Genomic DNA, 20,553 nt, shown 5'->3' on the forward strand with positions numbered 1-20,553 from the left:
GGTTTTGGTTTTTATGTTGAACTCTCTTTTTCAAGAGAGAATTCTTCAATATAAAGAAAATCTTAAACCTCTAATTCTAAATTTTATCAGTAGCTTGAAGTCCAGTCGAATGTTAGCCTAATCCAAACAGCTTCCTTTTGCAGTCCACCACGGGTGGATTTCGTATTTGAGTCTTCCGGCTTTCACCAGAGGGTCCTGGCTAACCCATTCCACAACTTCTTCTTTGGTGTCCAGGTCGAAGATGAGAATACCCCGCTTTTCGGTTTGATCTCCAAAGGGTCCGGCCATTTTCACCACTCCCTCATCAGCCATTTTGTTGATGTGACCCAGGTGGCCTTCCTGAAGCTCAGTAGACTTTTCTCGTGAGACCTCTTCCTGATTGTCACCAGTCAAATAGATCAACATGAAATACTGCTTCATTACATAAGTGGTGTCGCCTTCAGTCATCTCGAATTCCCGAGGATTCGACTTTTCTTCCTGAGCTGAAGCAAATCCACTGGTAAGGAGCAATGCAAAAAAGAGTAGCTCTTTCATCGATTCGAGTTTTATTTTCCTTTGAAATTCGGTTTGCGCTTTTCGAGAAAAGCATTCACGCCTTCCTGATAATCCTCAGTTTGACCGGCAGTTGTTTGTAGTGCATCTTCCAAATCGAGTTGTTGCTTGAGCGTGTTTGCCGCGGAGCTGTTGAGCGCGCGCTTGGTTAGTCCAATTCCACGAGTTGGCATGGACGCCAGTTTGGCGGTCATTTTATCAATTTCCGATTCAAAGTCTACGTCTTCAATGGCTTTGTAAATCATTCCCATATTTTCGGCATCTTCTGCGCAGATCTTATCTCCCAGCATCATGAGGGCGCTGGCTTTTTGATAACCTATAATCCGTGGGAGAATGTAAGTTCCTCCGGAGTCGGGAATGAGACCAATTTTACTAAAAGCCTGGATGAAATCGGCACACTTCCTGGCAACTACAATGTCGCAGGCCAGAGCAATGTTAGCTCCTGCGCCTGCCGCCACTCCGTTTACTGCAGCGACAATTGGCTTTTCGATGCTTCTGATTTTCAGAATTATCGGGTTGTAGTGCTCACTTACGATTTGTGTCAGTTCTGGACCTTCTGGATCGATTGCTTCCTGCAAATCCTGACCGGCACAAAATGCTTTGCCAGAACCGGTGATTACGATACATCGTACCTCTTTGTCTTTGTCGCATTCGCGCAGCCTGTCTTGCATCTGCAGAGCCATTTGGCGATTGAAGCTGTTGAACTTATCAGGTCGGTTGAGAGTAATTCTGGCTACCCCGTCTTTTTTCTCGAATAAAATTGAATCCATAATCACATTGCATTTTGTGTGACGAAAATATCGAATTACTGCGGAATCTGGAATTTGAGCCTCGCTAATTCACAATAAACGAGCTCTACATTTGATGATGGGAAGGCGTTTAGTAAATTCGCACTTCGCAAAGTTCACTATGGGCGTAGAGATAAAAAATAAAAAGGCAAAATTTGAATATCACCTGCTGGACAAGTATGTGGCGGGGATTCAACTGAATGGCACGGAGATCAAATCCATTCGGCAGAATAAGGCTAGCATTGTGGAAGCCTACTGCAAATTGGAAAAGGACGAGCTCTTTGTGTACAACATGTATATTGCCGAATACGAAAATGCCAGCCATTACAACCACGACCCAAAGCGCAAGAGAAAACTCCTTTTGAATCGCAGCGAGATCAACAAGATTGAGCGAAAGATGAAGGACGTTGGCCTGACGATTATTCCAGTTTTACTTTTCATAAACGAAAGAGGATTAGCCAAACTGGAGATTGCGGTTGCCAAAGGGAAAAAGCTCTACGATAAAAGAGAAGATCTCAAGCAAAAAGATTTGAAACGAGAGATTGATCGCGGAATCCGCTAGGCTGTCACTTTGTACTTTTCAGAAAACTTGTCCCAATTCCATAGGAAGTTTTTCATCATGTCATCCAGATTCTTTAGAAAAATCGGATTTGGTGTTTTGAGACTCTTAAAATAATCCTCCTGGAAATCGTTGAGATTATACTTATAAAAGACACCCTTTGACATGGCGTAGAGTGTGGTCTTCGAAGGCATATTCACGCGCTTCAGGTAGTCCTTGTATTCCTTGATCAGCTGAGCAAACTCATTCGTTTTCATTTCGAAAACATCCGCGAATTTTTCTACACATTTTCTGATAATTACCTGATCGTGTCCCTGGTTAAAATATCTTGGAATATAATTGAAGTTACCGGCAATCACGATCATCAGAAAGCGACCATAATCATCGGGATCGATATTTGGGTTTCTGACAAACTGTGGGCAGTCGTTGATGAATCCGGCAATTTCGGGGAAACCTTTTTCCACGGATTCAATCATCGAGTTGACGAAAATATTCGCCACCTGATTGTCATTCAATTTTCTCTTTCCAAATATTGTCAACATAAGAAGACAAGGTTATCAGTATATGAATCTATTAACACAAATATATCATGAGATACAGCGGAAATAAAGGGGGGGCATTGTTGGACTTTTAACAAAGTTATCAACGTCTATAAAAGCTATCGCTGTTTTGGTTGTAGATTTCATGGTTAAAAAATTTTCACTCAGTGTGTTCACTGTGCGTGCTCCGGTTTTGGCCTTAAGTTGTACTTTTGCACTCCAAAACCGCGCTCCATGTATAAGCAGCTCATTCGACCGATTTTCTTTCGGTTTTCGCCAGAAAAAATCCACCACTTCTCCTTCAGACTGATCCGTTTTTCGATGAAATTGCCAGGAGCGAAATCTTTTGCAAAGCGCAAGTATAAAGTGGCTGATGCGTCATTAGAAAGAGAGGTTTTTGGTATCAAATTTCCCAACCCAGTGGGGCTTGCAGCTGGTTTTGACAAGGACGCTAAACTCTACCGGGAGTTGGGTCAACTGGGATTCGGTTTTGTAGAAATTGGAACTGTCACGCCTAAAGGCCAACCCGGAAATCCCAAACCAAGATTGTTTCGCTTGCCCAAAGACAACGCGCTGATAAACAGGATGGGGTTCAACAACGAAGGAGTGGAAGCGGCTGCAAAAAGACTAAAGCGTAGAAACAAAAACCTGGTGATTGGTGGTAACATCGGAAAGAACAAGGTGACCCCCAATGAGAATGCACTTGACGATTACCTGATTTGCTTTCGTGAGCTGTTCGAGGTGGTCGATTACTTTGTGGTAAACGTCTCCTCACCAAACACCCCAAACCTCCGTGAACTTCAGGATAAGGAGCCACTCACGAGGTTGTTGCTCGCTTTGCAAAAGGAAAACTCCAGGAGAGAAAAGTCCAAGCCCATTTTGTTGAAAATTGCACCTGACCTGACCAACGAACAGCTAGATGACATCGTAGAAATTGTGAAGAGCTCCGGAATAGCGGGAGTGATTGCTACCAACACCACCATTTCGAGAGAAGGGCTAAAAACTGAGAAATCAGAACTGGACCAAATAGGTAACGGGGGACTTAGTGGAAAACCACTTACAAATCGCAGCACAGAAGTGATTCGATACCTTTCGGAAAAGTCGGGTAAAGGATTTCCAATAATTGGAGTAGGAGGGATCCACACCGAAGAAGATGCACTGGAAAAGCTCGATGCCGGAGCTTCGCTGGTTCAACTCTACACAGGTTTTATCTACGAGGGACCTTCATTGGTAAAACGAATCAACGAATCACTGCTCCTCAGAAGTCGGAGGAATTAATCCTAACTCATCGAGATCGGTTGTGATTTTGCTAACAACTCCTTCAACAGCAGAGTCGTAACTACCCTTTACTCCTGAAGAATAATTGAGACGATAGGCATAGCGAAAATTGATTAAAAAGCCTCGCCTACTGTTTTTTGCAATCGCTTTGTCATACAGTCTTTCGATGATTAGCGCGGGATAGTAATTCGAATTTGGATTCATGATCGCCATCTCTTTGTCAAACTCCGATGAGTTTTCGTCATCTTTAGGAGCTGGACAAAAGGCCGGTTGAAATAGACTGATTTGCTCAAGATCAACATCCGACTGCTTCTCTGAAAAATTGCAATCAAACAATGGAGCGTCCTCATTTTCTTCTTTGATTTTAGCCCATTGATTTTCATAGAAAAAAAACACCGGATAGTCCTTTTGGCAAGCATTCAGTTCGCTCACGATAGTTTTGTTTCTCTCGCTGAGCCTCTGGTTGAGCAGATTGTGGTGTACGTTCTGAGTTGCGGAAAAATTTCGAAAAAGCGGAATTGCCAGAGCGGTTTCTTCTGCGACTGCTTTCGGAAGATTTTCCCTAAAAGCTGCCTGCCCATTGTCGAACTCATCGATGGATTTTTTTACATACTGAATGTCTGCAGGCAAGTGCCAGCCACTGGGTTCGAAGCGTGCGAGGAAAAAAGTTTTGTCCTTCCAGGATCCAGAAGAAACCGGCTCCCGATCGGCATTGAGTATCAATCCTTCGCGCTCGCCCCGGAGAATTTTCCACCAGTTGTCTCCAAAGAAATAGTAGACTTCACCGAATGGATAGTTCGTTTCAAAAGCCCTGATGATTTGGCTGTTGTGTTCCGACTTCAGAGTTTGTTCCGAAGATTGAGTGGTGGTCATGATTCCTCCATTCTCAGAAACTCTGAAAAGGGGGACAAGCAAGACACCTTCCTGCATTTCGAGAAGCTGACGAGTTTTGTTTTCTTCAGTAAATCGCTTGCCCTGGGCTAAAGCGCTAACTGTTAGCAAAAAGCACAAGGCAAAAGTTAAAGCAGTTTTCATTTTTCGAAAAGTTCGTGAAAGCCGAAGGTACGATCTAAACGGACTCCTTTTTCGGTGTGTTTTAAAGTGCAGCATTCGTTCTCGGGATCGTGTTCCAAAAACATGATCATTTCTTCATCAGCCACCTTGTTCAGAAACTTCTCTTTCTCGCTAAGTGTGAGAAGTGGACGAGTGTCGTAGCCCATTACATAGGGCAGCGGGATGTGACCGGTTGAGGGAAGTAAATCGGCTGCAAAAACCAGTTTTTTACCCTGGTACTCGATGATTGGAATCATCTGGCTGTCGGTGTGTCCATCGGCAAAAAATACCGAAATGTTGTCGAAAGGTGTATCGCTAAAATCGCCCGTGCGTTCAATGAACTTGAGTTTACCACTTTCCTGGATCGGCAAAATGTTTTCTTTCAGGAAAGAAGCTTTTTCTCTGGCGTTGGGTTCTGTGGCCCACTCCCAGTGCTTATCGTTGCTCCAGAATGTAGCGTTTTTAAAAGCCGGAATCAGATTCTCGCCACTATCATCGTACTTAATGGCGCCTCCGCAGTGGTCGAAGTGCAGGTGTGTGAGAAACACATCAGTGATCTGATCTCTGTGGAAGCCGTACTCCGCCAGAGACTTGTCGAGTGTGTCGTCACCGTGGAGATAATAAAAGCTAAAAAACTTCTCGCTCTGCTTGTCGCCCATTCCGCAGTCGATTAGCATCAGGCGATCACCGTCTTCGATTAGCAGTGATCGCATGGCCCAGGAACACATGTTGTTTTCGTCAGCGGGATTGGTGCGCTGCCAAAGGGATTTGGGCACCACGCCAAACATGGCGCCACCATCGAGTTTGAAATATCCGTTGTTCACTGGGTATAGCTTCATCGTGTCTTCAATTTTATTTGTTGAACTTCAAAGTTAACAGTTGAATTTGGAAAGAGCAGTTTTAGTCTTTTGAACTTTTCTTTGGAGTCGTTTGCTCTGTCATATCCTTTTTGTAGACTACCGTCCTATAAGGGAAAGGAATTTCGATTCCAGCTTTGTCGTAAGCTTTTTTGACGTTTTCGAGAACATCCCAGCCGACTTCAAACGAGTCTTCAGTGTTTTTGGTCCAGGCCCAGGCTTTTAGTTTCACGAAGTATTCTCCCAGTTCTACCACTTTTACGCGCACTTTTTCTTCCCCATCAGCCACATCCTCGGGTGTGCGCACATCAATCACCTTGGGGTGTTTCTCGCATTCTTCTCTAAAAACCTGCTTTGCCTTGTCGATATCGGCATCGTACGAAATCGATACGTAAAGCCACTTGCAAATCCGATCCTCTTCATAATCGTTGTTGGTCACCACCTCGCTGTTCATGATGGAGTTAGGGATGATGATTCTTTGGTTCTCGTAGTTTCTAATTACAGTGTGGCGCAGGGTGATGTCTTCAACAGTTCCAAAAAGTTCGTTTTTGACATGGATTCTATCTTTGATTCTGTAGGGTTTTGAGATCACGATAAAAAGTCCGCTGATCACGTTGGCCAGTGCAGCCTGACTGGCAAAACCGATGATCACCGCAGCAATACCGGCACCTGCCACCAGTGATTTAGCGATGTAGCGCAAGGCAGGAATCATCCAGATAATAAATCCGAGAGCTACAATAATGATTAGTGCTGAGACAGTGTGCTGAACGAAACGATACGTTGTCGGATCGAAGTCCTCTTTTAGGGTCATCCGCTTGATTATGCGGTTGGCTGTTCGGTTAAATACGATCAGTACAATTAGCGTGATAATTATGATGATCAGAGCTATAACAACAAAGCGCGTGTCGGAAGAAAGGTTTTGTAGTAGATCGAGCAACATATCTGAATTTTTAATGAAAATTATTCCCGAACAAAATTCGTAGTTTTAACCAATTCGATAACGGCCAAAGCGAATATTTTTCGCCAGCCTGAATTTTTAGATTTGCAAACAAAATCAGCTTATGGATATAAAAAATATTTTTCAAAACAATAAGGATTGGGTTGAGGATAAATTAAAACTCGACTCGAACTATTTCGAAAATCTATCGAAAGGGCAAAGTCCCGAAGTGTTGTATGTCGGTTGTTCAGATAGCCGCGTCACGGCAGAGGAAATGATGGGGCTTTCTCAGGGCGAAGCTTTCGTTCACAGAAATATCGCCAACATGGTACCTAATACAGACCTGAATGTGATGTCGGTATTGGAATATGCCGTTGTTCACCTCAAGGTAAATCACGTGGTAGTTTGCGGACACTATTACTGCGGAGGTGTAAAAGCCGCGATGGAATCAGCCGATTTGGGTGTACTCAATCCATGGCTCAGAAACATTCGAGATGTTTATCGCATCCACAAGGATGAATTGAACAAAATTGATGATGAAGAAGCACGCTACAAAAGACTGGTAGAGCTCAACGTAGAAGAACAGTGCATCAATGTGATGAAGGCCGCTGCAGTGCAAAAGGCCTACAACGATCGCAAAATCCAAATTCACGGATGGGTTTTCGACATCAGCACCGGAAAGTTGATCGACCTCAATTTCAAATACGCGGAAGTGTTGAAAGACATCAAAGAAATTTATAGATTGGATTAAGTTCCAGGAGACATTTTTTGAAGAAAATCCGGAGAAATGCTTGACCTGTTTTTATCAATAATTCAGGTACCAGAGAAATTTCTCCTTTAAAATATCCTCTTTCCGTGGCCTGATAAAGTCTAAAAAGGCCTGAGCCACTGGAGAGAGGGTTTTTCCTTTTAGCCAAATAATTCGCCAATGAGTTACAATTGGCAAATCCTTAGAGTCCAAAATGTAGAGTTGCTTGTTGAGTAGCTCATTTTTTACTCCGATCAGGGGCATTATCGATGATCCCAGACCTGCAATTACTGCTTGTTTAACAGCCTCGTTAGAAGTGAGCTCCATTCGCTTGCGCACTTTCTTATTATTTTTCTCAAAATAGCGCTCCATGGCCATTCTCGTGGCAGACCCTTCCTCTCTGTAGATCAGTGGTTTATTGTCGTCTTTTTCTGGCCCTGAGCTCATCAGATAAAGCTTATTTTCAATAAGCGTTTCTGACTCGACTTCTATTTTTTCTGGGAGAACAGAGACAAGAGCAAAATCAGTTTCATTCTTTTTTAAGCTCTCCACAACGTAGGTTTTGTTGGTCACATTCAGAGTGAGATCCACTCCAGTGTTCCTTTCTATGAACTCAGAAAGAAAATAGGGGATTACGTATTTTCCTGTTGAAGCCGATGAAATGCTGAGCTTTCCGGCCATGATCCCCTTGTAGGCCTCAGTTTTAAAATTCATGGTGGCCAGTTCGTTGGTCACTTTTTCTGCGATCTGAGCTATCTCTCTTCCGAAATCGGTGATGAATAGCCGTCTTCCAACTACTTCCGTTAGCGGAATGTCGAATTGATCCTGAAATTTTTTCAACTGAATAGACACAGCTGGTTGTGTCATAAACAACTCTTCGGATGCCTTGGTGATGCTCTTTGTCTGCACCACTTTCAGAAAGATTTCCAGTTGGTGAATGGTGAAGTTCATTTACAATGATATATGGTTTACATAACAAATATAAATGAAAATATATGAATCAGATTGTTCAACTTTGTACCACAAAAATTTAACAAAAATGGAACAAGCAGTAAAACACAACAGCAAAATGGAGTTATCCACACAACAAATCGATTTGATAAAGGGGACCTTCACACCTGAAGAAGCCTTCGAGATTTTGACTCACTTAATCGATAAAAAAATCAATTTCCACCAGGTGCGAAATTTTAGTCAGGAAATTCGCTTCGGCCAGACCATTGGAGATTCAGACCAAAGACTGTCAGAATTGAAAGCCAGCCGCGAGCAAGTGAAGAAGATTATGCAGCATGCAGAAGAAACCGGCCATCACGTAAAACTGACCTCGGAAATAGCGATTTCTCTAATCGAAAAGGCGTAAGGCATGAGTCAGAGTTTGTATGCATTAATCCCTGCCATCTCTCCAGTTTTATTTGCAGTAGCCGCCATTTTCTCATGGTTTCAATCAGGATTGAGACCTACGGCACTTAAGAAGATGTTAACGGGTGTCGCAATTGCTGGAGTTGTGGTTTCGCTGAGTTCCGCATTACTCTTGCTGAAGTCAGATTCTTTGGAATTTGCACTCCCGATACTAGAGGAGTTGGGCTTCAGTATCCGAGTCGACTCGTTGAGCATTTTATTCCTTTCGATGATTGCTCTGTTGAGCCTTGTTGTAGTTCGCTTTAGCATGAACTACCTGGACGGAGACAATCGTCAGGGAGTTTTCCTGGGAAGGTTGGCAGCAACTATCGCTTCGGTACAATTATTTGTACTTTCCGGTGGACTTGCAATGTTGGTGCTCAGTTGGGTAACTACCAGTCTTACGCTTCACCGATTGCTGGTTTTTTATGCCGACAGACCCGGAGCAATAGTAGCTTCAAGAAAGAAGTTTGTTATGGCGCGGTTGAGCGATTTGAGTTTGATGAGCGCGGCATTCATCCTTTACAGTCAGTTCAATTCAGCGAATCTGCAAACCATCTTTGACGGACTGGCAGCTTATTACACCGGATCTGTTTCCAACTCAACACTAAATGCTGCCACATTCTTATTGGTAATGGCAGCATTTTTCAAGTCCGCTCAATTTCCAACACACGGTTGGTTGGTGGAAATCATGGAAACACCAACACCAGTTTCGGCTTTGCTGCACGCTGGTTTGTTAAATGCAGGTCCGTTTTTGATCATCCGTTTTGCTCCTCTTATGGAAGTCGGTCAGGCAGCTTCACTCACCCTGGTGATCCTGGGTGGATTCACTGCGATTTTCGGTTCTGCGGTTTACATGACCCAAACTTCTGTGAAGACAGCACTCGGCTACTCAAGTATCGCCCACATGGGCTTTAGTTTGTTGCTTTGTGGTTTGGGATTGTATCCTGCTGCTCTTCTGCACCTTGTGGCACATTCGTTTTACAAGGCGCATTCATTTCTTTCATCTGGAAGCGTCATCGATTCGCTTCAGTTGCTCAAAATGGGTTCGATCAAAAAGGAGAACAGCCTTGGCAAAACTTCTTTGGCACTGGTGATTTCCGCAGCTGCGTACTTTTTGATCGCCACTCTGTGGGGTGTTGATCTAACGAGAGACCCTGCGCTCGTAGTGGTGGGTGGAATTATCATTTTGGGATTGACCAACATGCTGATCTCTGCAATGGAAACCGTTGGTAGGGGAACGTTGATTCTTCGAAGTAGTTTGTTTTCTGTGCTGGTAGCACTGGCATTTTTCAGCTTTGAGTCCTTATTCCACTGGATAATTGTCGCACAGATTCCACTTTCAGTTGATCCTACAACTGCAGACTGGCTGGCAATTGCTGGAGTACTGTTGGCTTTTGGCGCAGTCATTATTGTTCAGATTATTGCTCCAGGTCTGCGTTCGGACCAGAAGTATCAAAGCTTTTACACCCATTTGCGCAACGGTTTTTATGCGAATAGTTACCTCGACCGACTCGTGGGAGGCATCAATGTGAAAGGAAATAACAGCGCAAGGTCAGGTCAGTATGAATTTTCCAAATCTCCCAATCTGCAAAAATCTGCCGGGTTGAGCCCGCACTTTAAGGTTCATCGCAAAATAATTAGTTATGACAAACACTAGTATTCCCGAGTTTATTAAAAAAGAATCTGTTCAGACAGAGAGCGAAAAGCTCGTGACAATAATGTCTGTAGTTTGCAAAAAGATCGCACCCCTGTGGCCACTAGAAAATTTTGTTGCGGTGAATCCCTTCATGGGACAAACGGACAAGAAGTTCGAGGAAGTTGCCAGACAAATGTCTCAAACGAGTGGCGCTCAAATGACTCTTCCACTTTCCTTTTACCTCCAGAAGCTGGAAGAGGGAAAAATCTTTGCAGCGGACATAGCTGCAGCTCTCGAGGAGAGAAGCCTTAAAGTTGGAGTCAGGACCGTTATTAACAAGGCTCGCCAAATGGCACCGGAAGAGGAGCAGTTTGGGCAAGTGGAAACATTTTCTGATGTCGCTTCAAGGGTGACTGGTAAACAATGGAGCAGGCATCTGATTTCACGTGTATCATTTTGGGCTGCGGCCTATTTTGATGACGGCCAGGCAAATTGGTCTGCTTCTTTCAAAAAGATGGATCTCTTCAGTGCCTGGAAGACTGAAGCGTCTATTGATAGATCGCCTGAGATTGCCGGATTGAAAGGGTTTAGGGAATTCGTTAAAGAACTGCCTGACTCTCCTCTGGAAGCAGTGAGCGTCTCTCTCAGAGAATTGGGTGTTCCAAATCAAGGCCTGGAAAACTACCTGCAGAGAAACCTTATGCGACTTTCAGGTTGGGCCGGCCACGTATCGTATTTGGATTGGGAGAATGGCGTTTACGGTGAAAAAAATGCCAGACTACTGGATTTTCTCGCAGTTTTAGTGAGTTGGGAGTACTGCCTGTTTAAGTCTCTCAAAAATCAACGACTTGAAGATGAGTGGTACTGGGCCTGTCAGGAATTGTCTCAAAAGATTCCAACGAAAGACCTCGATAATCCGCTCAATTTGCGACTCATCTTTCAGGATGCTTTCGACATTGCTTCGCAAAGAGACATGATTGACATGTTTGAGACGAAAACTCCATCAAAAAGAAGGAACGACAGTAGAAAGAAAGCTCAAGCAGTGTTTTGTATTGACGTGAGATCAGAAGTGCTCAGAAGAAATATTGAATCGATAGACGATAAGATAGAAACGCTTGGTTTTGCAGGTTTCTTCGGATTCCCGGTAAGCTTCAAATCGCTCGGTGAGAGTGAGGGAAAGGCACAGTGCCCGGTGCTCATCAAACCAAAGTTAACAGTTCCAGAATCTCTCGGGAAAACTGTTGATGTTGAAAGTGTTGAGCATCGAAAGATTACAAGTCATAAGTTTCTGAACGTCATCAAGAATTTCCGATCGAGTGCTGTGAGTTGCTTTAGTTTTGTAAGCCCGCTTGGGTTGACTTATTTGGCTAAGCTCTTCACGGATGCTTTTGGCATCACGCGAACCGTGCCCGAAAAATCTACTTACGGCCTCGACAAAAAGATGGCTCAGAAGCGAACAGTGGATTTATCTACTACATCAAAAGATGGCCTTCAACTGGGGATTGATGTGGATCAGCAGGTGGAACTGGCCAAAAATGCGATCAGCGCCATGTCGCTTAAAGAGGACTTCGCCAGGTTGGTTTTGATCGTTGGACACGGAGCTTCAACAGTGAATAATCCTTATGCTTCTGGCTTGGACTGTGGAGCATGCGGAGGACGCTCCGGAGAGCCTAACGCCAAGGTAGCTGCAGCAGTGTTGAACAATGTTGAAGTGAGAAACAGGCTAAGGGAGTTTGAAATTGAGATTCCCAAAGACACGGTATTCGTTGCCTGCTTGCACGACACCACCACTGATGAGGTGAAGGTTTTCAACGAAGATCAGTTGCCCGAGGAGCAGAGGTCAGAGCTGAGAGATGTGAAAAAATCTCTCTCTCAGGCCGGAGCGCTCACACGTGCAGATCGATCGCTGAGAATGGCGAATTTGGATCCTAAGAAAGCCGACAAATCAATTATCGGCAGGAGCAAAGACTGGTCGCAGGTGCGACCGGAATGGGGACTTGCCGGTTGTTCAGGTTTCATTGTGGCTTCCAGGGAAAGATCGAAACATCTCAACCTAAACAGCAACTACTTTCTTCATTCCTACGAATGGAAAAAAGACAGAGACTTTTCAATCCTCGAAGTGATTATGACTGCACCAATGGTGGTCACCAACTGGATTAACATGCAGTATTTTGCTTCGACAGTAGATAACCAGAAGTTTGGTTCGGGAAACAAGACTCTCCACAACGTGACTTCAGGAATTGGAGTTCTCGAAGGATACAGCGGAGATCTCAGAGTGGGGCTTCCTCAGCAGTCGGTGCATGACGGTGAAAAACTTCAGCACGAACCCGTGCGATTAATGACTGTAATTGAAGCGCCCATTGCAGCCATCAACGGAGTACTTAGAAGGCATGAGTCGATAAATAATCTCTGTGAAAACGGCTGGATAAACTTATTCGCTATGGATAGCGAAGGTAAGGTGAGCTCTAGATATGTTGGTCAGCTAGAATGGGAACAGATAGAAGATTAATGGTGTTTGATTCCTATTGGAATTAGATAAGTGAAGCACAAAAAAGAGGCTGTCCTTTTTAGGTTGGACAGCCTCTTGTGTTATTTAAAAGAAGTATTAAATGGTTACTTCTTCATCGGAGCTTCTTCCATTTGTGGTTTCTTCGCTTCCTTGTCTTCTTTCATTTTCTTGTCATCGTTTTTCACGAGTGTAAGCTCATCGATGATGTTTTGCGCACCGGCAAACTTGTCAACGATAAACAACACGTAGCGGATGTCAACAGAAATGGTTCTCTGCAATTCTGGCTCAAATGCGATATCTCCACTCATTGCTTCCCAGTTGCCGTCAAAGGCAAGTCCGATCAATTCTCCATCTCCGTTGATCACAGGGCTTCCTGAGTTTCCTCCGGTGATGTCATTGTTAGAGATAAAGCAAATTACGAGGTCACCGTTTTCGTTGGCCCAACGACCGTACTGTTCTTTTTCCAACAGTTTAATTAGCTCTTCTGGCACTACAAATTCAGGATCATTTGGGTCATACTTTTCCAGAACTCCTTTTGAGGTAGTGATGTAATCGTAGTGAACTGCATCTTCCGGATAGTAGTCACCTACTTTTCCATAAGTGAGGCGCATTGTTGAGTTTGCATCGGGGTAGTAGAGTTTGTCTTCGTTCATTTTTCTCAATCCCTGAACGAAAAGACGGTAACCCTTGTCGTACTTGTCTTGCGCACCGCTTACCATAGAAGCCTGGTAACGCTTGAAGATACTCTGTGCCGCTTTCAATGCGAGGTCTTTTTCAGCCGTTTTTTCCTTCGGATTGTCGAGGAACTCCATCAGACGAATCTTGTTAACCAGGAATGACTTGTCGTACATCTTGTCAGCAAAGCGCTCAACAGAACCTTTGTACTTGTCGTCAATGTGGTTGAAAATGTCTGGCCACTGATCTTTGCTCACGTTTTCTTTGTACATCGAGAGCAGGTTGACAAACAAGTCCCTGTCGGTTTCCATGTCGTAATCTTTGAAGAAATCCTCAGCTGTAGCTTCGAAAGACTTCAACATCATTTTGCGTTTTTCTTCATCTTCCTCTTTCATTGCCGCTGAATAAACGCGGTTGAAACGGAAAGCAAAAAGAACAATGTCAGAGCCAATTAGTCCTGCTTCGAGTGCATAAACATCAGCTTTCACGGTCTCGTCAGTGATGTCGTAGTATTCCTGAATCATCGGAAGCACTTCGCCATAGGTTTCTTTGAGCTTGTCGCTTGAGTTCACCCAGTTGTTGAAGTTCTCTTCGATCTGGCGTTTTTTCTCAACCACATTGAGTCTTTTCAGCCCCTTGGTCTGGCCGATGTAGTACTTCCAGTAGTTGGCAGTTTGAGCATACTTAGCAGCATATTTGATGCGAACATCTTTCTCTGCGTCCATGTGCTTTTTCATTGTCTTTAGCTTCTTGTCGCGGATGTTTACCACAGTTGGGTTGTGGATGTTAATGGCTTGATCCACACCCCATGAAGTGAGGTAACGGTCAGTGCTTCCAGGGAAGCCCATGATCATAGTGAAGTCGTTGGCTTCAACACCATCCACAGAAATTGGGAGGTGGTGCTTTGGCTCGTAAGGCTGGTTGTCTTTAGTGTAATCAGCAGGTTCGTTGTTGCGGTCTGCGTAGATACGAATCATCGCGAAGTCACCTGTGTGGCGTGGCCACATCCAGTTGTCGGTGTCTCCACCAAATTTACCGATCGATTCTGGCGGAACTCCTACGAGGCGCACATCGCGGTAGGTGTTGTAAACCATCAGGTAGAATTCATTGCCGTGGAAAAATGATTTCACTTCGGCATCGTATTCATTTCCTTCGGTAGCTTCAGCCTGGATGGCCTGGCTCAATTTTGCAATTGTTTGGGCGCGCTCCTCTTCGGTCATGTCTTCGTTGAGCTGAGAGTTGATGCGCTCAGTAACGTCTTCAATACGCACGAGGAAAGAGGCAACGAAGTTTGAAATTGGCAACTCCTTGCTTTTGTCGTAAGCCCAAAAACCTTCTGTGAGGTAATCATTATCCACAGAGCTGAGCGACTGAACCGCTCCGTAAGCACAGTGGTGGTTGGTAAGCACGAGTCCCTGATCAGAGATCACTTCTGCGGTACACATTCCACCGTTCAGGCGAACGATGGCATCTTTCATACTTGCCTGGTTGATGTTGTAAATTTCATCTGGCGTAAGGTTGAGGCCCATGCCTTTCATTTCGGCTTCGTAAATCCTGTTGAGCATGTTCATCAGCCACATGCCTTCGTCTGCTTTTGCAGTGCTGCTAAGGATTACGATACCCATGAATAGCGTCAAAAATTTCTTCATGGCTTTAATCTTTATTGCTGTTTAACTTGGTTTGAAAAATAATCTATTAGTTCTTGCTCTCTAGCTTGTCCCAGTCCACCTGATCGAGATAGAGGTCGAGCTTTTCGTAGAGTCTTTGTAATTCCTGAGGTCCGCGGTACCGATTTCTCACTTCCAGCTCTTTGCCGTTCATGTGAACTTCGGTGATCACGGCCGGAAGGTCGGTCACATGCTCGTTGTCGTACTCTTCATCAAAAGCGAAGTAGTCGATTTCTTCGACAATAGATCTCAATGATTCCATCTGCTCCTGACTGAGGCGACCCTGAAAGAGGCCGATGTTGTTCACAAAGTTGGTACCGCGATAAATCGTGTAACCACTTTTATAGATAGTAACATTGAAAACCTTGCACTGTCCGAAGCACGGAGTTCTTTCGTAAGTGATAAAAGTGGAGTCCGCACTCATCGTGTCTGCGGCTGCCTGGTCAGCTTCCACTTCGTTCATGTTGTCGAGAATCTCTTCTGTCTCAGTAGTTGTTTCCGTCTCCACTGTTTCTTCCTGATTTTTGCAGGAGCTAAAGCCCAAAGCAAAAACGAGTGTGAAAGTGAGCAGCGTAGTGAAAATTCTCATATCAGATTTCATTTATTTTTTCTTCTTTCCTTTTTGCTGCTGAGTCTTTTGCATTTCTTCGAGGCGCTGTTGGAAGCTTGATTTTTTCTTCGGCTTCTTTTTGTTTGATTCGATTTTAGCGCGAATCTTGTCTTCATCGATGATGTACTCTTTGATCACATACATCTGACCAATTGAAATCACGTTGGCAGCGAAGTAGTAGAAGCTGAGTCCTGCAGCAAAACTATTAAAGAAGAAGAGCATCATGAACGGGAAAATGTTCATAATCACTTTCATGTTAGGCATTCCCGGTTGCGACTGCGTTGGCATGTTCGAAGAGTTCATTCTGGTGTAGAAGAACGTAGAAGCAGCCATCAGCAAAGTGAATCCACTCACGTGTGCCCCGTAGAGTGGAATGTTAAACCCGAGGTCGAGAATGGAATCGTAGTTCACCAAATCATCTGCCCAGAGGAATCGCTCCTGTCGCAGCTCGATAGTTGCGGGGAAGAAGCGGAACATGGCGTAGAGAATCGGCATTTGCAGAAGCATCGGCAAACAACCGGCCATTGGATTTACTCCTGTTTTTCGGTAAAGTCCCATGGTAGCTTGCTGCTTTTCCATGGCGTCTTTGCCTTCGTATTTTTTGTTGATCTCATCAATCTCTGGCTTTAGCACGCGCATCTTTGCACTGCTCAGGTAGTTTTTCCAGGTGATCGGGAAGAGGAGCATTTTGATAAAAATCGTGATCAGCAAAATCACAATTCCGTAGTTGCCGATAAATCCAGAAAGGAAATTGAACACCGGACGAACAAACCACTTGTTGAGCCATCCGAAAATTCCCCAACCGTAGTCAATGATTTTGTCGAACTCAGTGACGTTTAGCGCATCGAGTTCTTTAAAATCGTTTGGTCCAAAATAGAATTTCACCGGAAGACTGGAGGCAGAGCCAGGCTTCACATCCAGTGGGATTTGAGCCGAGTAAATGGTGTTGTGAGTAGAGTCTTCCTCAGCAACCGGGCGACTGGCGATTTTTGCTCCTGCCGGAAAGTTGTCGTCCTTAATGATCCCGGCACTGAAAAAGTTCTGCTTGAAAACCATCCAGTTAAGCGGTTCTTCAAGTTCTTCTGAGTCATCGGAGTTTTCCGATAGATAATCGCGGTCATCGTCTGCCACTCTGTAGAAAACTGAGCTTCTCTGCTTTTCGGTGGTGATTCCTTTTTCGTTGTGATAACCAACGGCATCCCAGTTAAACATGGTTGTTTGGCTCGAGGTGTTTACGATACCGTCCATGTTCACAAAGTTGATACTCGCATCGATGTCGTAAGCGTCCTTAGTTAGCGAGTAAACAAACTCGATGTATTTCGAAGGATCGTCAGTGCGAAGTGTCATGGTGAGGGTTGATGCCTCATCGCTGTCGGCAACTACTTTTTGTACGTTCGGCTCAAAAGTGAAATCGCCAGTGCTAAAGCGACCTTTCCCGAGATAATCGAAAGCAATAGCCATGTCCGATTTTGAAGGATCCCAAAGGCTTACCAGAGTTGAGTCCCAGTAGTCGCGGTAGTGTTTCAAAACCACCTCTTCGAACATCCCGCCTTTGGTGGATAGAGTCGCTTTTATGTTGTTGTTTTCGAGAATTACCTCTTCGCCTTCATCTTCATTTATCGAAGAGGCGAACATTCCGTATTTCTCAACTTTTTGACGGTTTTGGTATTCGACAACTGCCGAGTCTGGCTCGAGCGCAACTGAGCTGTCTGGCTCTTGAGTTTCGGCAACCATTGTAGTGTCATCCGGAACAACTTTAATTTCTTTTTGAGCTTGCTTGAGGCTGTCTTGCAGCTGTCTTTCGCGCTCAATTTCTTCCGAGGAAGGAGTGAAGATGAAGTAGTAAGCCACCAGCAGGCCTACCATCATAAGAAGTCCGGTTACTGTATTTCTATCCATGCAAAAGGTTCTTTTGGGGGCGCAAAGATATTGTTTAAAGTGGCAATTCGGAAGCAAAGTGAGATTGCCGGCTCACGTGCCCTGTGAGTGGTGCTATTTGATGGTGAAATTATTCTGCGTCTTCACCAAGTGTGCGAAACATTGTTGACTGTCCACGTCCCTCATTTCTGCTGCCTTCCATTCCGTAGGCGTAATAGAAAACCCGACCGGTTGAGGGCTGAATCAAAAAGTGGTACGCATATTTTTGAGAAGGGATGAGGTAGTAGACCAGTTGATCGGTAGGAGAGAGGATGGCCCTTGCCCATTCGTCCCGGTAAACCAGGCTGTAGTCAAAATCGAAAGTCCGTGTGATGTTTTTCTCTTTGGTCTGAAGGTCTTCTGAGCAGATCAAAATCTTTTTCTCCCGAATTTCTGGGTAATGTGATTTTATTTGATCTACAAAGCTTCCCAGGCCCAGGACTTTTCCACTTTTCAGATCCTCGAGGTATTGAGTGATCACCTTGGTATTCAATGTGAGAAAGGCTTCAGCGTATTCTGGCGAAACTCCGCCAGTGCTAAAAGGAAGGTACAGTGAAATGTCTTCGTTCATCCTGTACTTCCCGCTCGACCTGAAGCCGTGAACCAGACCGATAAATGGAACGTCATCCAAAATTCCGCTCTCGCTGTCGAAGCGGCCTTTGAAATAGCCAAACTGAGTAAGCGTGTCGCCATCATCATACTTTTTGCGCATTTCTCGCTCATACTCGTATTTCATCGGAGAGAAATCCCATTCCTTTTCGACTACTGCCTGAAGTGCTTCGTCAAATTCCTCCTGTCCGGTAAGCACAACGATGAGCGTGTCTTCTTCCAATGCTTCGAGGTTTGCTTCTGTGATGGTTCCGAATTGAGAAAAAGTAGTGCCTGCCGAGGTCAGCAAAGCGAAGGTTATGAAGGCAAAGTGCTGAATCAGTTTCATCGAATAAAATTGTTTAGAGAAGCAAGTAAGAAAATATTTGGGTAACCAGATTAAATTTTACTTCTGCTTTTTTGCAAAGCCAAAGCAGACATAGCGCTGAGAGGGAGACGTCAGTTTGTCTAGAGCCCGGTCCAGAGTTGCGAGGGCGTTTCGCTGTTTGTTGGACCTGCCAAAAGCTCCCAGAAAGCCACCAGTGGAAAGTTGCGTTTCATCGAATTCCGAACAAAGAGATTTGATTTCAGAAAGAGTAGGGTAGTTCCACTCATCGCCCCATTGAACAAATTTCTTTCTCATCGCCTGATGAAAAGTAGAAGCTTTGAGGTTTTCTGCAAAGAGTAAGACACCTCCGGGTTTCAGTGCCTGGTGAATTTGTTCGATTGCCTTTTGTTGCAAGTCCGAGCGACCCTGTCTACCAACTCCACCGAGCACAGATTTGAAACAAATGATGTCGAATTCATTTTCGAAAGGAATGTCGAGCACATCCATTGACTGATAGCTGACCTTGTCTGAAACTCCGTGCTTATAATGAATTTGTCTGGTTTTTTCATCGGGATCAATGAGGTCGGTGCAAAGCACTTGTGAACCTTCGAGAGCGAGAAAAAGCGAAAGACCACCAAACCGACAACCGATTTCGAGCGACCTTGAGTTTTGGAGCTTGGAAAAGTTGAGGTGCTTTTCCCAAAAGGGAATTGTACGCGACCAGTTTTTCACATCCCAGCCAAAGGCATCAGTCAATTGTTGTTTGTTCATCCTCGATCAATAGTATTAAGACAAAGAAAAACCTTTCAGTTTCAATCTTTAACTTACCTAGATCTTTTTTTAATTAGACCGTAAAAACAAAACGCCCCGAACCAACTGGCCCGGGGCGTTTCAATGTCAATGAGTTTTTATTCTAGAAAGCTCTTCCGCTTGCTTTTGGAAGGTAGATGAGTGTAAACTCAAGTGCTCCTCTTCCAGAAGTGTATTCGTTGAGGGCAGAAGTATTGATGTCGTAGCTTACGTTAAATCTTAAGCTGTTGTAATCCACACCAGTCATGATGATGAAGGCATCATCCACTCTGTAGTATCCACCAAGGCGGGCTGCGGTCCCAGAGCGCTCGTCAAAAATATATTCACCAGCAAGTCCGGCAAGTACTTCGAAAGCCTCACCTTGCATTTGTGCCAAACCTTTTACATCGAGACGCACCTGATCGTTGATGTTCACCTTCGAACCTCCGTTGAAAGCGTACCTTCTCGGCAATCTGGAATCTGCGTCACCTGGTAAGAAATTTTTCTTCGGGTTGGTGATATGGAATACAGAGAGTCCACCGTAAGGCTGAAACATTCCTTCCTTAACCATCTGATACTGGAAGCCGAAGTTAAACTCGGGCATCAGCGTTCTGAATCGCTCGAAGTTTTCGCCATCGGGCAAACTCTGAACAAAGCTTCCGCTCATGTACTGGTTGTCGAAAGTGAGGTCGAGGTCGTTGGTATTTTCGTAAACCACTCCGGCCTGAAGACCAACAGTGAGTTTGTGGTCACTCTGGCGTGGCTCGGTGATCTGGTAGGCACCGGAAACCACAGCTGTGAACGTGTTGAAGACGCGCGAACCATCGTTGTTGATGATGTAACCACCAACTCCCCATTTCTTGTCGATCGGCATGTCAAAGGACAACGCCATCGTGCTAAACGGCTTGCTCGCGAGGGCTCTCCACTGAGCTCGATATTGCGAAGCAGCACGAAATTCGTAATCGTGATTCATTCCCGTGAAAGCGGGGTTCAGCGTCACCGGAAGCGCGTCAAACTGCGACAGGTGATAATCCTGACCGTAGCTGTCTGCCGTAGTGGCAAACAGAGCTACAATCAATGCTGCGAAAAATATATTGAGTCTTTTCATGATCTTCATTTTTAAAA

19 protein-coding genes are annotated in these 20,553 nt (G+C 44.7%); 6 read left to right on the forward strand and 13 right to left on the reverse strand.

What is annotated here, in order from left to right:
- Positions 1-117 precede the first annotated feature (117 nt).
- Positions 118-534 carry a YciI family protein gene (locus ABHV44_RS15225; RefSeq protein ID WP_459075575.1) on the reverse strand — a complete coding sequence of 139 codons (417 nt, stop codon included), beginning with the start codon at positions 532-534 and terminating at the stop codon, positions 118-120.
- 11 nt (positions 535-545) lie between these two features.
- On the reverse strand, positions 546-1,322 hold the full coding sequence (locus ABHV44_RS15230) for an enoyl-CoA hydratase-related protein (RefSeq protein ID WP_459075576.1): 777 nt from the start codon (positions 1,320-1,322) through the stop codon (positions 546-548).
- 139 nt (positions 1,323-1,461) lie between these two features.
- Here ABHV44_RS15230 and smpB point away from each other — a divergent pair, with 139 nt between their 5' ends.
- Positions 1,462-1,902 carry an SsrA-binding protein SmpB gene (gene smpB / locus ABHV44_RS15235; protein ID WP_459075577.1) on the forward strand — a complete coding sequence of 147 codons (441 nt, stop codon included), beginning with the start codon at positions 1,462-1,464 and terminating at the stop codon, positions 1,900-1,902.
- On the opposite strand, the gene ABHV44_RS15240 is transcribed toward smpB, so the two are convergent.
- Positions 1,899-2,441, reverse strand: coding sequence for a hypothetical protein (locus ABHV44_RS15240; protein WP_459075578.1), 543 nt, complete (start codon positions 2,439-2,441; stop codon positions 1,899-1,901). The genes smpB and ABHV44_RS15240 overlap by 4 nt on opposite strands.
- A 231-nt stretch (positions 2,442-2,672) precedes the next feature.
- Between ABHV44_RS15240 and ABHV44_RS15245 the strand changes: the two genes are divergently transcribed.
- Positions 2,673-3,716, forward strand: coding sequence for a quinone-dependent dihydroorotate dehydrogenase (locus ABHV44_RS15245; protein WP_459075579.1), 1,044 nt, complete (start codon positions 2,673-2,675; stop codon positions 3,714-3,716).
- On the opposite strand, the gene ABHV44_RS15250 is transcribed toward ABHV44_RS15245, so the two are convergent.
- From ABHV44_RS15250 to ABHV44_RS15260, 3 genes are all read right to left on the reverse strand, one after another.
- A complete protein-coding gene (locus ABHV44_RS15250; protein ID WP_459075580.1) occupies positions 3,687-4,751 on the reverse strand; it encodes a hypothetical protein in 1,065 nt (354 codons plus the stop codon). The genes ABHV44_RS15245 and ABHV44_RS15250 overlap by 30 nt on opposite strands.
- Entirely contained in the window at positions 4,748-5,608 is an 861-nt protein-coding gene (locus ABHV44_RS15255; RefSeq protein ID WP_459075581.1) for an MBL fold metallo-hydrolase, read from the reverse strand. Before ABHV44_RS15255 ends, ABHV44_RS15250 begins: the two co-directional genes overlap by 4 nt.
- Before the next feature lie 61 nt (positions 5,609-5,669).
- Positions 5,670-6,566 carry a mechanosensitive ion channel family protein gene (locus ABHV44_RS15260; RefSeq protein ID WP_459075582.1) on the reverse strand — a complete coding sequence of 299 codons (897 nt, stop codon included), beginning with the start codon at positions 6,564-6,566 and terminating at the stop codon, positions 5,670-5,672.
- A 121-nt stretch (positions 6,567-6,687) separates the two neighbouring features.
- Between ABHV44_RS15260 and ABHV44_RS15265 the strand changes: the two genes are divergently transcribed.
- Positions 6,688-7,314, forward strand: a complete 627-nt coding sequence (locus ABHV44_RS15265; RefSeq protein ID WP_459075583.1) for a carbonic anhydrase — start codon at positions 6,688-6,690, stop codon at positions 7,312-7,314.
- A 54-nt stretch (positions 7,315-7,368) separates the two neighbouring features.
- Here the strand turns inward: ABHV44_RS15265 and ABHV44_RS15270 are convergent, their stop codons facing one another.
- Positions 7,369-8,262: a LysR family transcriptional regulator gene (locus ABHV44_RS15270; protein ID WP_459075584.1), complete on the reverse strand. Its 894-nt coding sequence runs from the start codon at positions 8,260-8,262 to the stop codon at positions 7,369-7,371.
- Positions 8,263-8,350: 88 nt separating this feature from the next.
- On the opposite strand from ABHV44_RS15270, the gene ABHV44_RS15275 reads away from it, so the two are divergent.
- Genes ABHV44_RS15275 through ABHV44_RS15285 form a run of 3 tightly spaced genes read left to right on the forward strand, consistent with a single transcriptional unit; the run spans position 8,351 to position 12,854 of the window.
- Positions 8,351-8,668, forward strand: coding sequence for a hypothetical protein (locus ABHV44_RS15275; RefSeq protein ID WP_459075585.1), 318 nt, complete (start codon positions 8,351-8,353; stop codon positions 8,666-8,668).
- A 3-nt stretch (positions 8,669-8,671) separates the two neighbouring features.
- Complete coding sequence (locus ABHV44_RS15280; RefSeq protein WP_459075586.1) at positions 8,672-10,366, forward strand: proton-conducting transporter transmembrane domain-containing protein; 1,695 nt, start codon at positions 8,672-8,674, stop codon at positions 10,364-10,366.
- On the forward strand, positions 10,353-12,854 hold the full coding sequence (locus tag ABHV44_RS15285; protein WP_459075587.1) for a YbcC family protein: 2,502 nt from the start codon (positions 10,353-10,355) through the stop codon (positions 12,852-12,854). Before ABHV44_RS15280 ends, ABHV44_RS15285 begins: the two co-directional genes overlap by 14 nt.
- Before the next feature lie 104 nt (positions 12,855-12,958).
- On the opposite strand, the gene ABHV44_RS15290 is transcribed toward ABHV44_RS15285, so the two are convergent.
- The 6 genes from ABHV44_RS15290 to ABHV44_RS15315 all read right to left on the reverse strand — a co-directional run bounded on the left by ABHV44_RS15290 (position 12,959) and on the right by ABHV44_RS15315 (position 20,536).
- On the reverse strand, positions 12,959-15,178 hold the full coding sequence (locus ABHV44_RS15290; RefSeq protein ID WP_459075588.1) for a S46 family peptidase: 2,220 nt from the start codon (positions 15,176-15,178) through the stop codon (positions 12,959-12,961).
- Between the two features lie 46 nt (positions 15,179-15,224).
- Positions 15,225-15,785 (reverse strand): DUF6438 domain-containing protein, encoded by a 561-nt coding sequence (locus ABHV44_RS15295; protein ID WP_459075589.1) that lies wholly within the window; start codon positions 15,783-15,785, stop codon positions 15,225-15,227.
- 12 nt (positions 15,786-15,797) lie between these two features.
- Positions 15,798-17,705: a membrane protein insertase YidC gene (gene yidC / locus ABHV44_RS15300; RefSeq protein ID WP_459075590.1), complete on the reverse strand. Its 1,908-nt coding sequence runs from the start codon at positions 17,703-17,705 to the stop codon at positions 15,798-15,800.
- Between the two features lie 109 nt (positions 17,706-17,814).
- The gene (locus tag ABHV44_RS15305) at positions 17,815-18,660 is read right to left on the reverse strand and encodes a hypothetical protein (protein WP_459075591.1); all 846 of its coding nucleotides are present in this window, start codon (positions 18,658-18,660) and stop codon (positions 17,815-17,817) included.
- 57 nt (positions 18,661-18,717) lie between these two features.
- Entirely contained in the window at positions 18,718-19,410 is a 693-nt protein-coding gene (locus tag ABHV44_RS15310; RefSeq protein ID WP_459075592.1) for a class I SAM-dependent methyltransferase, read from the reverse strand.
- A 142-nt stretch (positions 19,411-19,552) separates the two neighbouring features.
- Positions 19,553-20,536 carry a PorP/SprF family type IX secretion system membrane protein gene (locus ABHV44_RS15315; protein ID WP_459075593.1) on the reverse strand — a complete coding sequence of 328 codons (984 nt, stop codon included), beginning with the start codon at positions 20,534-20,536 and terminating at the stop codon, positions 19,553-19,555.
- Between the last annotated feature and the right edge of the window lie 17 nt (positions 20,537-20,553).

Source organism: Halocola ammonii (assembly GCF_049334165.1).
Classification (GTDB): Bacteria; Bacteroidota; Bacteroidia; order Flavobacteriales_D; family Sanyastnellaceae; genus JBEGHD01.

Bases quoted from the DNA above. Each gene is read 5' to 3' on its own strand.
- ABHV44_RS15225 (WP_459075575.1), bottom strand. From the start codon at position 534: ATGAAAGAGCTACTCTTTTTTGCATTGCTCCTTACCAGTGGATTTGCT.
- ABHV44_RS15230 (WP_459075576.1), bottom strand. From the start codon at position 1,322: ATGGATTCAATTTTATTCGAGAAAAAAGACGGGGTAGCCAGAATTACT.
- smpB (WP_459075577.1), top strand. From the start codon at position 1,462: ATGGGCGTAGAGATAAAAAATAAAAAGGCAAAATTTGAATATCACCTG.
- ABHV44_RS15240 (WP_459075578.1), bottom strand. From the start codon at position 2,441: ATGTTGACAATATTTGGAAAGAGAAAATTGAATGACAATCAGGTGGCG.
- ABHV44_RS15245 (WP_459075579.1), top strand. From the start codon at position 2,673: ATGTATAAGCAGCTCATTCGACCGATTTTCTTTCGGTTTTCGCCAGAA.
- ABHV44_RS15250 (WP_459075580.1), bottom strand. From the start codon at position 4,751: ATGAAAACTGCTTTAACTTTTGCCTTGTGCTTTTTGCTAACAGTTAGC.
- ABHV44_RS15255 (WP_459075581.1), bottom strand. From the start codon at position 5,608: ATGAAGCTATACCCAGTGAACAACGGATATTTCAAACTCGATGGTGGC.
- ABHV44_RS15260 (WP_459075582.1), bottom strand. From the start codon at position 6,566: ATGTTGCTCGATCTACTACAAAACCTTTCTTCCGACACGCGCTTTGTT.
- ABHV44_RS15265 (WP_459075583.1), top strand. From the start codon at position 6,688: ATGGATATAAAAAATATTTTTCAAAACAATAAGGATTGGGTTGAGGAT.
- ABHV44_RS15270 (WP_459075584.1), bottom strand. From the start codon at position 8,262: ATGAACTTCACCATTCACCAACTGGAAATCTTTCTGAAAGTGGTGCAG.
- ABHV44_RS15275 (WP_459075585.1), top strand. From the start codon at position 8,351: ATGGAACAAGCAGTAAAACACAACAGCAAAATGGAGTTATCCACACAA.
- ABHV44_RS15280 (WP_459075586.1), top strand. From the start codon at position 8,672: ATGAGTCAGAGTTTGTATGCATTAATCCCTGCCATCTCTCCAGTTTTA.
- ABHV44_RS15285 (WP_459075587.1), top strand. From the start codon at position 10,353: ATGACAAACACTAGTATTCCCGAGTTTATTAAAAAAGAATCTGTTCAG.
- ABHV44_RS15290 (WP_459075588.1), bottom strand. From the start codon at position 15,178: ATGAAGAAATTTTTGACGCTATTCATGGGTATCGTAATCCTTAGCAGC.
- ABHV44_RS15295 (WP_459075589.1), bottom strand. From the start codon at position 15,785: ATGAGAATTTTCACTACGCTGCTCACTTTCACACTCGTTTTTGCTTTG.
- yidC (WP_459075590.1), bottom strand. From the start codon at position 17,705: ATGGATAGAAATACAGTAACCGGACTTCTTATGATGGTAGGCCTGCTG.
- ABHV44_RS15305 (WP_459075591.1), bottom strand. From the start codon at position 18,660: ATGAAACTGATTCAGCACTTTGCCTTCATAACCTTCGCTTTGCTGACC.
- ABHV44_RS15310 (WP_459075592.1), bottom strand. From the start codon at position 19,410: ATGAACAAACAACAATTGACTGATGCCTTTGGCTGGGATGTGAAAAAC.
- ABHV44_RS15315 (WP_459075593.1), bottom strand. From the start codon at position 20,536: ATGAAAAGACTCAATATATTTTTCGCAGCATTGATTGTAGCTCTGTTT.